Below are 15,807 nucleotides of genomic sequence, written 5' to 3'. Positions count from 1 at the left end.
TATTGGAGGTCAATATGCGTTTTGATAAGTTTACGAGTAAATTTCAACTTGCCGTATCAGATGCGCAATCTCTCGCACTGGGTCGTGATCATTCCTTGATTGAGCCTGTACACATTATGCAGGCACTGCTTGATCAAGAAAACAGTGTCGCGCGCTCAATCTTTTCTATGCTCGGTGTCGATGTGGCGCAGTTTCGCACTAAATTAGCCGCAGAGTTAAATAAACTTCCAAAAGTAACCGGCACCGCTGGTGAAGTGCAACTTAGTCGCCCAGCAACCAATCTTTTAAATCTTTGCGATCAAATTAGTCAAAAACGTAAAGATAGCTATATTGCAGCCGAAATCTTTTTGCTTGCAGCAGTAGAAGACAAAGGCGCTTTGGGTGAGCTATTTAAACAATTTAAATTAACCAAGCAAAATCTAGAGCAAGCAATCGATCAAATTCGCGCAGGGCAAACGGTGGATGATCCAAACGCTGAAGAATCTCGTCAAGCCCTTGAGAAATACACTATTGATCTCACCGAACGCGCTGAGCAAGGTAAACTTGACCCTGTGATTGGGCGTGATGATGAAATTCGCCGCACGATTCAAGTTTTACAACGCCGCACGAAAAATAACCCAGTTTTGATTGGTCAACCGGGCGTAGGTAAAACTGCGATTGCAGAAGGCCTAGCACAACGAGTGGTGAATAACGAAGTCCCAGAAGGCTTGCGTGGTCGCCGCGTATTATCTTTAGATATGGGCGCTTTGATTGCCGGTGCAAAATACCGTGGTGAATTTGAAGAGCGTTTAAAAGCCGTGCTCAATGAGTTAGCAGCAGAAGATGGCAACGTGATCCTCTTTATTGATGAGCTTCATACCATGGTTGGGGCAGGTAAAGGTGAAGGTTCGATGGATGCTGGTAATATGCTTAAACCAGCACTGGCTCGTGGTGAGCTCCATTGTGTAGGCGCAACAACCCTTGATGAATATCGTCAATATATAGAGAAAGACCCAGCACTTGAGCGTCGTTTCCAAAAAGTATTGATTGATGAGCCAAGTGTTGAAGATACGATTGCGATTTTACGTGGCCTGAAAGAGCGTTATGAGTTGCATCACCATGTTGAAATCACAGATCCTGCAATTGTGGCGGCAGCTAGTTTGTCGCATCGCTATGTTTCTGATCGTCAACTGCCAGATAAAGCGATCGATTTAATCGATGAAGCTGCGTCAAGCATCCGTATTCAAATGGATTCTAAACCCGAAGAGTTGGATAAACTTGATCGCCGCATCATTCAATTAAAAATCGAGCAACAAGCGCTGAAAAAAGAAAACGACGCTGCGAGTTTGAAACGTCTAGAAGCGATTAGCCATGAGCTTGAAGATAAAGAGCGTGAATACAGTGAGCTTGAGCAAATCTGGACGAGTGAGAAAGCTACGGTTTCTGGCACGCAACATATTAAAGAAGCATTAGAGCAAGCGCGTATCGAATTAGATATTGCGCATCGTGCTGGTGATTTATCACGTATGTCTGAGCTGCAATATGGTCGTATTCCAGAGCTTGAAAAACAACTGGCACAAGCCTCGCAAGCTGAAAGCGCAGAGCAAGCTCAATCCTTTACGCTGTTGAAGAACCGTGTGACGGATACAGAAATTGCAGAAGTTCTGTCGCGTCAAACAGGGATCCCTGTTTCAAAAATGCTTGAAGCGGAAAAAGTGAAGCTTCTTTCGATGGAAGATGTGTTACATGAGCGCGTCATCGGGCAAGTGGAAGCTGTCGATGTTGTGGCCAACGCGATTCGCCGCTCACGCGCAGGGCTTTCTGATCCCAATAAACCTATTGGCTCTTTCTTATTCTTAGGTCCAACTGGTGTGGGTAAAACCGAGCTATGCAAAACCTTAGCGAACTTTATGTTTGATAGTGAAGATGCCATGGTGCGCATTGATATGTCTGAGTTTATGGAAAAACATTCCGTCTCACGTCTAGTCGGTGCACCTCCAGGTTATGTTGGCTATGAGTCCGGTGGTTATTTAACCGAAGCGGTGCGTCGTAAGCCATATTCAGTGATCTTACTCGATGAAGTCGAAAAAGCGCATCCTGATGTGTTTAATATTTTACTGCAAGTATTAGATGATGGGCGGTTAACGGATGGCCAAGGACGCACGGTTGATTTTAAAAATACTGTGGTGATCATGACATCTAACCTTGGCTCTGATCGCATCCAACAAAATGCCGATCATGCAACTTATGATGAAATGAAAGCTGCCGTCATGGAAGTGGTGAGTTCTCACTTTAGACCTGAGTTCTTAAACCGTGTGGATGAAAGCGTCGTGTTCCACCCATTAGGTAAAGAGCATATTAAGTCGATTGCGAAAATTCAGCTTGATCGCTTAGCTCAAAGAATGACTGAGCAAGAATTAACGCTCGAAGTTGGCGATGCTGCGCTTGAGATGATAGCTGAGATTGGTTTTGATCCTGTCTATGGCGCAAGACCATTAAAACGAGCGATTCAGCAATATGTTGAAAACCCATTGGCACATGCAATGCTTTCAGGTGAGTTTACACCTGGGCAAAGTGTTTACTTAAATGTTGAAGATAGTGAGATAGTGATTCACTAAAGCTAACTGTCTATCTATGACTACTAAATAAAGACAAAAAGCTCAGCATTAATTTTTATGCTGAGCTTTTTTGTATCGAGAAAACAAGACGCTCAAAAAACAAGCAAAACCAAGGTTATCCACAGATTTTTGTGGGTAAGGTGTAACTAAAAAGTGTGTAAATAAGGCTTTAATGCTTAATTTTAAATAAAATGCACTTTTTTGTGATTTTTGCAAAATAACGCTTGCCAATGTGATCTATATCCCTATAATGCGCACTCACTGACACGGCAGACGCCGCCTAGCTTGAAGAGCAAAGCAGCAGAGCAAGTCAGTTAAATAAGTCGCTTTCTTCTTAAATGAAAGAAAATAGAAAAACTTCAAAAAAGTGTTTGACACTTGAGTTTAAATCTATAAGATAGCGCACCTCTTCAAGGCAAGCCACTAAGCAAGCTAAGAAGATGCTCTTTAACAATTTAAACCTATCAATCTGTGTGGGCACTCGTTGATTGTACAATTAGACTTCTTAGTTTACTAAGAGTCAAAATTTCAATGAACTAGTGACCAAATCGAGATTTCTTATCGTTTTACGATATAGAAAACTTGGCACAGTCAATTCATTATCTTTCTGTTGGAAAGATAATAGCTTTAGAATTACATCTTATTTTCGGATAAGAATTAGTTTTGAAGTCAGTATTCATTGAGCTTGTCGAAAGACACAAAATCTTAAATTGAAGAGTTTGATCATGGCTCAGATTGAACGCTGGCGGCAGGCCTAACACATGCAAGTCGAGCGGAAACGAGAAGGTGCTTGCACCTTCGGCGTCGAGCGGCGGACGGGTGAGTAATGCATAGGAAATTGCCCTAATGTGGGGGATAACTATTGGAAACGATAGCTAATACCGCATAATGCCTTCGGGCCAAAGCAGGGGACCTTCGGGCCTTGCGCGTTAGGATATGCCTATGTGGGATTAGCTAGTTGGTGAGGTAATGGCTCACCAAGGCGACGATCCCTAGCTGGTCTGAGAGGATGATCAGCCACACTGGGACTGAGACACGGCCCAGACTCCTACGGGAGGCAGCAGTGGGGAATATTGCACAATGGGCGAAAGCCTGATGCAGCCATGCCGCGTGTATGAAGAAGGCCTTCGGGTTGTAAAGTACTTTCAGTTGTGAGGAAGGTAGCGTAGCTAATAACTGCGTTGCTTGACGTTAGCAACAGAAGAAGCACCGGCTAACTCCGTGCCAGCAGCCGCGGTAATACGGAGGGTGCGAGCGTTAATCGGAATTACTGGGCGTAAAGCGCATGCAGGTGGTTTGTTAAGTCAGATGTGAAAGCCCGAGGCTCAACCTCGGAACTGCATTTGAAACTGGCAGGCTAGAGTACTGTAGAGGGGGGTAGAATTTCAGGTGTAGCGGTGAAATGCGTAGAGATCTGAAGGAATACCAGTGGCGAAGGCGGCCCCCTGGACAGATACTGACACTCAGATGCGAAAGCGTGGGGAGCAAACAGGATTAGATACCCTGGTAGTCCACGCCGTAAACGATGTCTACTTGGAGGTTGTGGCCTTGAGCCGTGGCTTTCGGAGCTAACGCGTTAAGTAGACCGCCTGGGGAGTACGGTCGCAAGATTAAAACTCAAATGAATTGACGGGGGCCCGCACAAGCGGTGGAGCATGTGGTTTAATTCGATGCAACGCGAAGAACCTTACCTACTCTTGACATCTACAGAACTTAGCAGAGATGCTTTGGTGCCTTCGGGAACTGTAAGACAGGTGCTGCATGGCTGTCGTCAGCTCGTGTTGTGAAATGTTGGGTTAAGTCCCGCAACGAGCGCAACCCTTATCCTTGTTTGCCAGCACGTAATGGTGGGAACTCCAGGGAGACTGCCGGTGATAAACCGGAGGAAGGTGGGGACGACGTCAAGTCATCATGGCCCTTACGAGTAGGGCTACACACGTGCTACAATGGCGCATACAGAGGGCAGCCAACTTGCGAAAGTGAGCGAATCCCAAAAAGTGCGTCGTAGTCCGGATTGGAGTCTGCAACTCGACTCCATGAAGTCGGAATCGCTAGTAATCGTGGATCAGAATGCCACGGTGAATACGTTCCCGGGCCTTGTACACACCGCCCGTCACACCATGGGAGTGGGCTGCAAAAGAAGTAGGTAGTTTAACCTTCGGGAGGACGCTTACCACTTTGTGGTTCATGACTGGGGTGAAGTCGTAACAAGGTAGCCCTAGGGGAACCTGGGGCTGGATCACCTCCTTATACGAAAGTGCATAGATGAGTGTCCACACAGATTGATATGTTTAAATATTAAAGCGTTATTGATAAGTGCATGTTGAATGTATTTATCAATAACTTCACTATTTTCAGTGAGTTTGCTCTTTAACAATTTGGAAAGCTGACGAAATAATAAATTTCAATTTTTATTATTTCACCAAAAGTTCTCAATCTTATCTTTTAAGATAAGTAAACAAACACACATTTAAGTGTCTTGGCGTTTAATTACTAAGTAATTAAACGTATCTATTGAGTCCGGCAATCGATATTTAGATTAACCCTCTAAATATCAAAAACAAATCTTATTTGTTTGGTATACAACACTAAAACTTTTTAGGGTTGTATGGTTAAGTGAATAAGCGTACACGGCGAATGCCTTGGCAGTCAGAGGCGATGAAGGACGTATTAACTTGCGATAAGCCCAGATTAGGTAGTAAAAACCACTTGAGTCTGGGATTTCCGAATGGGGAAACCCACATGCATAAGCATGTATCATTAACTGAATACATAGGTTAATGAGGCGAACCGGGGGAACTGAAACATCTAAGTACCCCGAGGAGAAGAAATCAACCGAGATTCTGAAAGTAGCGGCGAGCGAAATCGGATTAGCCCTTAAGCTTTTGATGAGGCAGGTGAACAAGCTGGAAAGCTTGGCGATACAGGGTGATAGCCCCGTAACCAACACCTCATAATCAGTGAAATCGAGTAAGGCGGGGCACGTGAAACCTTGTCTGAACATGGGGGGACCATCCTCCAAGGCTAAATACTACTGACTGACCGATAGTGAACCAGTACCGTGAGGGAAAGGCGAAAAGAACCCCTGTGAGGGGAGTGAAATAGAACCTGAAACCGTGTACGTACAAGCAGTAGGAGCACCTTCGTGGTGTGACTGCGTACCTTTTGTATAATGGGTCAGCGACTTATATTTAGTAGCAAGGTTAACCGTTTAGGGGAGCCGTAGGGAAACCGAGTCTTAACTGGGCGTCGAGTTGCTAGGTATAGACCCGAAACCAGGTGATCTAGCCATGGGCAGGTTGAAGGTTGAGTAACATCAACTGGAGGACCGAACCGACTAATGTTGAAAAATTAGCGGATGACTTGTGGCTAGGGGTGAAAGGCCAATCAAACCTGGAGATAGCTGGTTCTCCCCGAAAGCTATTTAGGTAGCGCCTCGGATGAATACTACTGGGGGTAGAGCACTGTTAAGGCTAGGGGGTCATCCCGACTTACCAACCCTTTGCAAACTCCGAATACCAGTAAGTACTATCCGGGAGACACACGGCGGGTGCTAACGTCCGTCGTGGAGAGGGAAACAACCCAGACCGCCAGCTAAGGTCCCAAATTATAGCTAAGTGGGAAACGATGTGGGAAGGCTAAAACAGCTAGGATGTTGGCTTAGAAGCAGCCATCATTTAAAGAAAGCGTAATAGCTCACTAGTCGAGTCGGCCTGCGCGGAAGATGTAACGGGGCTAAGCTATAAACCGAAGCTGCGGCTGCATATTCTTATGAATATGCGGGGTAGGGGAGCGTTCTGTAAGCCGTTGAAGGTGGTCTGTAAGGGCTGCTGGAGGTATCAGAAGTGCGAATGCTGACATGAGTAACGATAAAGGGAGTGAAAAACTCCCTCGCCGGAAGACCAAGGGTTCCTGTCCAACGTTAATCGGGGCAGGGTAAGTCGACCCCTAAGGCGAGGCAGAAATGCGTAGTCGATGGGAAACGGGTTAATATTCCCGTACTTCTTACAATTGCGATGGGGGGACGGAGAAGGCTAGGTGGGCCTGGCGATGGTTGTCCAGGTTCAAGTGCGTAGGCTAATTTCTTAGGTAAATCCGGGAAATTGTTAGGCTGAGACACGACGTCGAGCACCCAAGGGTGTGAAGTCATTGATGCCATGCTTCCAGGAAAAGCCTCTAAGCTTCAGATTGTAAGGAATCGTACCCCAAACCGACACAGGTGGTCGGGTAGAGAATACCAAGGCGCTTGAGAGAACTCGGGTGAAGGAACTAGGCAAAATGGTACCGTAACTTCGGGAGAAGGTACGCTCTTAGCGGTGATGAGACTTGCTCTCTAAGCTGCCGAGAGTCGCAGATACCAGGTGGCTGCAACTGTTTATTAAAAACACAGCACTGTGCAAAATCGTAAGATGACGTATACGGTGTGACGCCTGCCCGGTGCCGGAAGGTTAATTGATGGGGTTAGACTTCGGTCGAAGCTCTTGATCGAAGCCCCGGTAAACGGCGGCCGTAACTATAACGGTCCTAAGGTAGCGAAATTCCTTGTCGGGTAAGTTCCGACCTGCACGAATGGCGTAATGATGGCCACGCTGTCTCCACCCGAGACTCAGTGAAATTGAAATCGCTGTGAAGATGCAGTGTACCCGCGGCTAGACGGAAAGACCCCGTGAACCTTTACTACAGCTTGGCACTGAACATTGACCCTACATGTGTAGGATAGGTGGGAGACTTTGAAGCGCAGTCGCTAGATTGCGTGGAGTCAACCTTGAAATACCACCCTTGTATGCTTGATGTTCTAACTTAGCCCCATTATCTGGGGTGAGGACAGTGCCTGGTGGGTAGTTTGACTGGGGCGGTCTCCTCCCAAAGAGTAACGGAGGAGCACGAAGGTGGGCTAATCACGGTTGGACATCGTGAGGTTAGTGCAATGGCATAAGCCCGCTTGACTGCGAGAATGACAATTCGAGCAGGTGCGAAAGCAGGTCATAGTGATCCGGTGGTTCTGAATGGAAGGGCCATCGCTCAACGGATAAAAGGTACTCCGGGGATAACAGGCTGATACCGCCCAAGAGTTCATATCGACGGCGGTGTTTGGCACCTCGATGTCGGCTCATCACATCCTGGGGCTGAAGTCGGTCCCAAGGGTATGGCTGTTCGCCATTTAAAGTGGTACGCGAGCTGGGTTTAGAACGTCGTGAGACAGTTCGGTCCCTATCTGCCGTGGGCGTTGGAAGATTGAAGGGGGCTGCTCCTAGTACGAGAGGACCGGAGTGGACGAACCTCTGGTGTTCGGGTTGTCATGCCAATGGCATTGCCCGGTAGCTAAGTTCGGAATCGATAACCGCTGAAAGCATCTAAGCGGGAAGCGAGCCCTAAGATGAGTCTTCCCTGGCACTTTAAGTGTCCTAAAGGGTTGTTCGAGACTAGAACGTTGATAGGCAGGGTGTGTAAGCGTTGTGAGGCGTTGAGCTAACCTGTACTAATTGCCCGTGAGGCTTAACCATACAACACCTAAAAAGTTTTGTAGTTGGATTGAATAGAAACACTTGAATGTAGTGTTAGAGAATTTTTTCTTTAAAAAGAAATAGCAGCTTTCCGAATTATTATTTAATGTGAAACGTTAAATAAAAAGAATTTACTTGGCGACCATAGCATTATGGACCCACCTGATCCCATGCCGAACTCAGAAGTGAAACGTAATAGCGCCGATGGTAGTGTGGGGTTTCCCCATGTGAGAGTAGGACATCGCCAGGTTCTAATTTGCACTTTTCCTGTAAAGGAAAAGTCACCATAAAACTTTATCGAATAAGTTAGAGTTTTATGTTGACTTTCAAAGTGAAAAGCGTATTATACGCATCTCGCAACGATAATCTTAAATGTAAGTCGTTGAAAGTTAAGCTCTTTAACAATTTAAACCTATCAATCTGTGTGGGCACTCGTTGATTGTACAATTAGACTTCTTAGTTTACTAAGAGTCAAAATTTCAATGAACTAGTGACCAAATCGAGATTTTTTATCGTTTTACGATATAGAAAACTTGGCACAGTCAATTCATTATCTTTCTGTTGGAAAGATAATAGCTTTAGAATTACATCTTATCTTCGGGTAAGAATTAGTTTTGAAGTCAGTATTCATTGAGCTTGTCGAAAGACACAAAATCTTAAATTGAAGAGTTTGATCATGGCTCAGATTGAACGCTGGCGGCAGGCCTAACACATGCAAGTCGAGCGGAAACGAGAAGGTGCTTGCACCTTCGGCGTCGAGCGGCGGACGGGTGAGTAATGCATAGGAAATTGCCCTAATGTGGGGGATAACTATTGGAAACGATAGCTAATACCGCATAATGCCTTCGGGCCAAAGCAGGGGACCTTCGGGCCTTGCGCGTTAGGATATGCCTATGTGGGATTAGCTAGTTGGTGAGGTAATGGCTCACCAAGGCGACGATCCCTAGCTGGTCTGAGAGGATGATCAGCCACACTGGGACTGAGACACGGCCCAGACTCCTACGGGAGGCAGCAGTGGGGAATATTGCACAATGGGCGAAAGCCTGATGCAGCCATGCCGCGTGTATGAAGAAGGCCTTCGGGTTGTAAAGTACTTTCAGTTGTGAGGAAGGTAGCGTAGCTAATAACTGCGTTGCTTGACGTTAGCAACAGAAGAAGCACCGGCTAACTCCGTGCCAGCAGCCGCGGTAATACGGAGGGTGCGAGCGTTAATCGGAATTACTGGGCGTAAAGCGCATGCAGGTGGTTTGTTAAGTCAGATGTGAAAGCCCGAGGCTCAACCTCGGAACGGCATTTGAAACTGGCAGGCTAGAGTACTGTAGAGGGGGGTAGAATTTCAGGTGTAGCGGTGAAATGCGTAGAGATCTGAAGGAATACCAGTGGCGAAGGCGGCCCCCTGGACAGATACTGACACTCAGATGCGAAAGCGTGGGGAGCAAACAGGATTAGATACCCTGGTAGTCCACGCCGTAAACGATGTCTACTTGGAGGTTGTGGCCTTGAGCCGTGGCTTTCGGAGCTAACGCGTTAAGTAGACCGCCTGGGGAGTACGGTCGCAAGATTAAAACTCAAATGAATTGACGGGGGCCCGCACAAGCGGTGGAGCATGTGGTTTAATTCGATGCAACGCGAAGAACCTTACCTACTCTTGACATCTACAGAACTTAGCAGAGATGCTTTGGTGCCTTCGGGAACTGTAAGACAGGTGCTGCATGGCTGTCGTCAGCTCGTGTTGTGAAATGTTGGGTTAAGTCCCGCAACGAGCGCAACCCTTATCCTTGTTTGCCAGCACGTAATGGTGGGAACTCCAGGGAGACTGCCGGTGATAAACCGGAGGAAGGTGGGGACGACGTCAAGTCATCATGGCCCTTACGAGTAGGGCTACACACGTGCTACAATGGCGCATACAGAGGGCAGCCAACTTGCGAAAGTGAGCGAATCCCAAAAAGTGCGTCGTAGTCCGGATTGGAGTCTGCAACTCGACTCCATGAAGTCGGAATCGCTAGTAATCGTGGATCAGAATGCCACGGTGAATACGTTCCCGGGCCTTGTACACACCGCCCGTCACACCATGGGAGTGGGCTGCAAAAGAAGTAGGTAGTTTAACCTTCGGGAGGACGCTTACCACTTTGTGGTTCATGACTGGGGTGAAGTCGTAACAAGGTAGCCCTAGGGGAACCTGGGGCTGGATCACCTCCTTATACGAAAGTGCATAGATGAGTGTCCACACAGATTGATATGTTTAAATATTAAAGCGTTATTGATAAGTGCATGTTGAATGTATTTATCAATAACTTCACTATTTTCAGTGAGTTTGCTCTTTAACAATTTGGAAAGCTGACGAAATAATAAATTTCAATTTTTATTATTTCACCAAAAGTTCTCAATCTTATCTTTTAAGATAAGTAAACAAACACACATTTAAGTGTCTTGGCGTTTAATTACTAAGTAATTAAACGTATCTATTGAGTCCGGCAATCGATATTTAGATTAACCCTCTAAATATCAAAAACAAATCTTATTTGTTTGGTATACAACACTAAAACTTTTTAGGGTTGTATGGTTAAGTGAATAAGCGTACACGGCGAATGCCTTGGCAGTCAGAGGCGATGAAGGACGTATTAACTTGCGATAAGCCCAGATTAGGTAGTAAAAACCACTTGAGTCTGGGATTTCCGAATGGGGAAACCCACATGCATAAGCATGTATCATTAACTGAATACATAGGTTAATGAGGCGAACCGGGGGAACTGAAACATCTAAGTACCCCGAGGAGAAGAAATCAACCGAGATTCTGAAAGTAGCGGCGAGCGAAATCGGATTAGCCCTTAAGCTTTTGATGAGGCAGGTGAACAAGCTGGAAAGCTTGGCGATACAGGGTGATAGCCCCGTAACCAACACCTCATAATCAGTGAAATCGAGTAAGGCGGGGCACGTGAAACCTTGTCTGAACATGGGGGGACCATCCTCCAAGGCTAAATACTACTGACTGACCGATAGTGAACCAGTACCGTGAGGGAAAGGCGAAAAGAACCCCTGTGAGGGGAGTGAAATAGAACCTGAAACCGTGTACGTACAAGCAGTAGGAGCACCTTCGTGGTGTGACTGCGTACCTTTTGTATAATGGGTCAGCGACTTATATTTAGTAGCAAGGTTAACCGTTTAGGGGAGCCGTAGGGAAACCGAGTCTTAACTGGGCGTCGAGTTGCTAGGTATAGACCCGAAACCAGGTGATCTAGCCATGGGCAGGTTGAAGGTTGAGTAACATCAACTGGAGGACCGAACCGACTAATGTTGAAAAATTAGCGGATGACTTGTGGCTAGGGGTGAAAGGCCAATCAAACCTGGAGATAGCTGGTTCTCCCCGAAAGCTATTTAGGTAGCGCCTCGGATGAATACTACTGGGGGTAGAGCACTGTTAAGGCTAGGGGGTCATCCCGACTTACCAACCCTTTGCAAACTCCGAATACCAGTAAGTACTATCCGGGAGACACACGGCGGGTGCTAACGTCCGTCGTGGAGAGGGAAACAACCCAGACCGCCAGCTAAGGTCCCAAATTATAGCTAAGTGGGAAACGATGTGGGAAGGCTAAAACAGCTAGGATGTTGGCTTAGAAGCAGCCATCATTTAAAGAAAGCGTAATAGCTCACTAGTCGAGTCGGCCTGCGCGGAAGATGTAACGGGGCTAAGCTATAAACCGAAGCTGCGGCTGCATATTCTTACGAATATGCGGGGTAGGGGAGCGTTCTGTAAGCCGTTGAAGGTGGTCTGTAAGGGCTGCTGGAGGTATCAGAAGTGCGAATGCTGACATGAGTAACGATAAAGGGAGTGAAAAACTCCCTCGCCGGAAGACCAAGGGTTCCTGTCCAACGTTAATCGGGGCAGGGTAAGTCGACCCCTAAGGCGAGGCAGAAATGCGTAGTCGATGGGAAACGGGTTAATATTCCCGTACTTCTTACAATTGCGATGGGGGGACGGAGAAGGCTAGGTGGGCCTGGCGATGGTTGTCCAGGTTCAAGTGCGTAGGCTAATTTCTTAGGTAAATCCGGGAAATTGTTAGGCTGAGACACGACGTCGAGCACCCAAGGGTGTGAAGTCATTGATGCCATGCTTCCAGGAAAAGCCTCTAAGCTTCAGATTGTAAGGAATCGTACCCCAAACCGACACAGGTGGTCGGGTAGAGAATACCAAGGCGCTTGAGAGAACTCGGGTGAAGGAACTAGGCAAAATGGTACCGTAACTTCGGGAGAAGGTACGCTCTTAGCGGTGATGAGACTTGCTCTCTAAGCTGCCGAGAGTCGCAGATACCAGGTGGCTGCAACTGTTTATTAAAAACACAGCACTGTGCAAAATCGTAAGATGACGTATACGGTGTGACGCCTGCCCGGTGCCGGAAGGTTAATTGATGGGGTTAGACTTCGGTCGAAGCTCTTGATCGAAGCCCCGGTAAACGGCGGCCGTAACTATAACGGTCCTAAGGTAGCGAAATTCCTTGTCGGGTAAGTTCCGACCTGCACGAATGGCGTAATGATGGCCACGCTGTCTCCACCCGAGACTCAGTGAAATTGAAATCGCTGTGAAGATGCAGTGTACCCGCGGCTAGACGGAAAGACCCCGTGAACCTTTACTACAGCTTGGCACTGAACATTGACCCTACATGTGTAGGATAGGTGGGAGACTTTGAAGCGCAGTCGCTAGATTGCGTGGAGTCAACCTTGAAATACCACCCTTGTATGCTTGATGTTCTAACTTAGCCCCATTATCTGGGGTGAGGACAGTGCCTGGTGGGTAGTTTGACTGGGGCGGTCTCCTCCCAAAGAGTAACGGAGGAGCACGAAGGTGGGCTAATCACGGTTGGACATCGTGAGGTTAGTGCAATGGCATAAGCCCGCTTGACTGCGAGAATGACAATTCGAGCAGGTGCGAAAGCAGGTCATAGTGATCCGGTGGTTCTGAATGGAAGGGCCATCGCTCAACGGATAAAAGGTACTCCGGGGATAACAGGCTGATACCGCCCAAGAGTTCATATCGACGGCGGTGTTTGGCACCTCGATGTCGGCTCATCACATCCTGGGGCTGAAGTCGGTCCCAAGGGTATGGCTGTTCGCCATTTAAAGTGGTACGCGAGCTGGGTTTAGAACGTCGTGAGACAGTTCGGTCCCTATCTGCCGTGGGCGTTGGAAGATTGAAGGGGGCTGCTCCTAGTACGAGAGGACCGGAGTGGACGAACCTCTGGTGTTCGGGTTGTCATGCCAATGGCATTGCCCGGTAGCTAAGTTCGGAATCGATAACCGCTGAAAGCATCTAAGCGGGAAGCGAGCCCTAAGATGAGTCTTCCCTGGCACTTTAAGTGTCCTAAAGGGTTGTTCGAGACTAGAACGTTGATAGGCAGGGTGTGTAAGCGTTGTGAGGCGTTGAGCTAACCTGTACTAATTGCCCGTGAGGCTTAACCATACAACACCTAAAAAGTTTTGTAGTTGGACTGAATAGAAGCGCTTAAATGAGTGTGAGAACCTTATATTTTATAGCTTATGTTATAAAGAAAATAACAGCTTTCCGAATTATTATTTAACGTGAAACGTTAAATAAAAAGAATTTACTTGGCGACCATAGCATTATGGACCCACCTGATCCCATGCCGAACTCAGAAGTGAAACGTAATAGCGCCGATGGTAGTGTGGGGTTTCCCCATGTGAGAGTAGGACATCGCCAGGTTCTAATTTGCACTTTTCCTGCAAAGGAAAAGTCACCATAAAACTTTATCGAATAAGTTAGAGTTTTATGTTGACTTTCAAAGTGAAAAGCGTATTATACGCATCTCGAAACGATAAGCTTAAATGTAAGTCGTTGAAAGTTAAGCTCTTTAACAATTTAAACCTATCAATCTGTGTGGGCACTCGTTGATTGTACAATTAGACTTCTTAGTTTACTAAGAGTCAAAATTTCAATGAACTAGTGACCAAATCGAGATTTCTTATCGTTTTACGATATAGAAAACTTGGCACAGTCAATTCATTATCTTTCTGTTGGAAAGATAATAGCTTTAGAATTACATCTTATCTTCGGGTAAGAATTAGTTTTGAAGTCAGTATTCATTGAGCTTGTCGAAAGACACAAAATCTTAAATTGAAGAGTTTGATCATGGCTCAGATTGAACGCTGGCGGCAGGCCTAACACATGCAAGTCGAGCGGAAACGAGAAGGTGCTTGCACCTTCGGCGTCGAGCGGCGGACGGGTGAGTAATGCATAGGAAATTGCCCTAATGTGGGGGATAACTATTGGAAACGATAGCTAATACCGCATAATGCCTTCGGGCCAAAGCAGGGGACCTTCGGGCCTTGCGCGTTAGGATATGCCTATGTGGGATTAGCTAGTTGGTGAGGTAATGGCTCACCAAGGCGACGATCCCTAGCTGGTCTGAGAGGATGATCAGCCACACTGGGACTGAGACACGGCCCAGACTCCTACGGGAGGCAGCAGTGGGGAATATTGCACAATGGGCGAAAGCCTGATGCAGCCATGCCGCGTGTATGAAGAAGGCCTTCGGGTTGTAAAGTACTTTCAGTTGTGAGGAAGGTAGCGTAGCTAATAACTGCGTTGCTTGACGTTAGCAACAGAAGAAGCACCGGCTAACTCCGTGCCAGCAGCCGCGGTAATACGGAGGGTGCGAGCGTTAATCGGAATTACTGGGCGTAAAGCGCATGCAGGTGGTTTGTTAAGTCAGATGTGAAAGCCCGAGGCTCAACCTCGGAACTGCATTTGAAACTGGCAGGCTAGAGTACTGTAGAGGGGGGTAGAATTTCAGGTGTAGCGGTGAAATGCGTAGAGATCTGAAGGAATACCAGTGGCGAAGGCGGCCCCCTGGACAGATACTGACACTCAGATGCGAAAGCGTGGGGAGCAAACAGGATTAGATACCCTGGTAGTCCACGCCGTAAACGATGTCTACTTGGAGGTTGTGGCCTTGAGCCGTGGCTTTCGGAGCTAACGCGTTAAGTAGACCGCCTGGGGAGTACGGTCGCAAGATTAAAACTCAAATGAATTGACGGGGGCCCGCACAAGCGGTGGAGCATGTGGTTTAATTCGATGCAACGCGAAGAACCTTACCTACTCTTGACATCTACAGAACTTAGCAGAGATGCTTTGGTGCCTTCGGGAACTGTAAGACAGGTGCTGCATGGCTGTCGTCAGCTCGTGTTGTGAAATGTTGGGTTAAGTCCCGCAACGAGCGCAACCCTTATCCTTGTTTGCCAGCACGTAATGGTGGGAACTCCAGGGAGACTGCCGGTGATAAACCGGAGGAAGGTGGGGACGACGTCAAGTCATCATGGCCCTTACGAGTAGGGCTACACACGTGCTACAATGGCGCATACAGAGGGCAGCCAACTTGCGAAAGTGAGCGAATCCCAAAAAGTGCGTCGTAGTCCGGATTGGAGTCTGCAACTCGACTCCATGAAGTCGGAATCGCTAGTAATCGTGGATCAGAATGCCACGGTGAATACGTTCCCGGGCCTTGTACACACCGCCCGTCACACCATGGGAGTGGGCTGCAAAAGAAGTAGGTAGTTTAACCTTCGGGAGGACGCTTACCACTTTGTGGTTCATGACTGGGGTGAAGTCGTAACAAGGTAGCCCTAGGGGAACCTGGGGCTGGATCACCTCCTTATACGAAAGTACATAGATGAGTGTCCACACAGATTGATAT

Annotated in this window: 1 protein-coding gene and 7 rRNA genes; all 8 read left to right on the top strand. The window is 47.3% G+C overall.

Going from position 1 to position 15,807, the window contains the following annotated elements; translation table 11 throughout:
• Positions 1-14: 14 nt before the first annotated feature.
• The 8 genes from clpB (at position 15) to AC2VOY_RS04415 (ending at position 15,768) form a co-directional block, all read left to right on the top strand.
• Positions 15-2,597 (top strand): ATP-dependent chaperone ClpB, encoded by a 2,583-nt coding sequence (clpB, locus tag AC2VOY_RS04450; protein WP_491832522.1) that lies wholly within the window; start codon positions 15-17, stop codon positions 2,595-2,597.
• 707 nt (positions 2,598-3,304) lie between these two features.
• Positions 3,305-4,847 (top strand): 16S ribosomal RNA (locus tag AC2VOY_RS04445).
• A 360-nt stretch (positions 4,848-5,207) separates the two neighbouring features.
• Positions 5,208-8,101, top strand: a 23S ribosomal RNA gene (locus tag AC2VOY_RS04440).
• A 134-nt stretch (positions 8,102-8,235) separates the two neighbouring features.
• Positions 8,236-8,351 (top strand): 5S ribosomal RNA (gene rrf, locus AC2VOY_RS04435).
• A gap of 408 nt (positions 8,352-8,759) precedes the next feature.
• Positions 8,760-10,302, top strand: a 16S ribosomal RNA gene (locus AC2VOY_RS04430).
• Positions 10,303-10,662: 360 nt separating this feature from the next.
• Positions 10,663-13,556: ribosomal RNA gene (locus AC2VOY_RS04425) — 23S ribosomal RNA — on the top strand.
• A gap of 145 nt (positions 13,557-13,701) precedes the next feature.
• Positions 13,702-13,817, top strand: a 5S ribosomal RNA gene (rrf, locus tag AC2VOY_RS04420).
• A gap of 408 nt (positions 13,818-14,225) precedes the next feature.
• Positions 14,226-15,768, top strand: a 16S ribosomal RNA gene (locus tag AC2VOY_RS04415).
• Together the 16S, 23S and 5S rRNA genes form the textbook arrangement of a ribosomal RNA operon.
• Positions 15,769-15,807: the final 39 nt, after the last annotated feature.

The organism is Vibrio sp. KMM 9700, assembly GCF_058545285.1.
Note: the sequence above shows the minus strand (reverse complement) of the source record. Positions and strands in the feature narration are given on the sequence as shown.

Coding starts and splice junctions, on each gene's coding strand:
- clpB (WP_491832522.1), top strand. CDS start 15: ATGCGTTTTGATAAGTTTACGAGTAAATTTCAACTTGCCGTATCAGAT.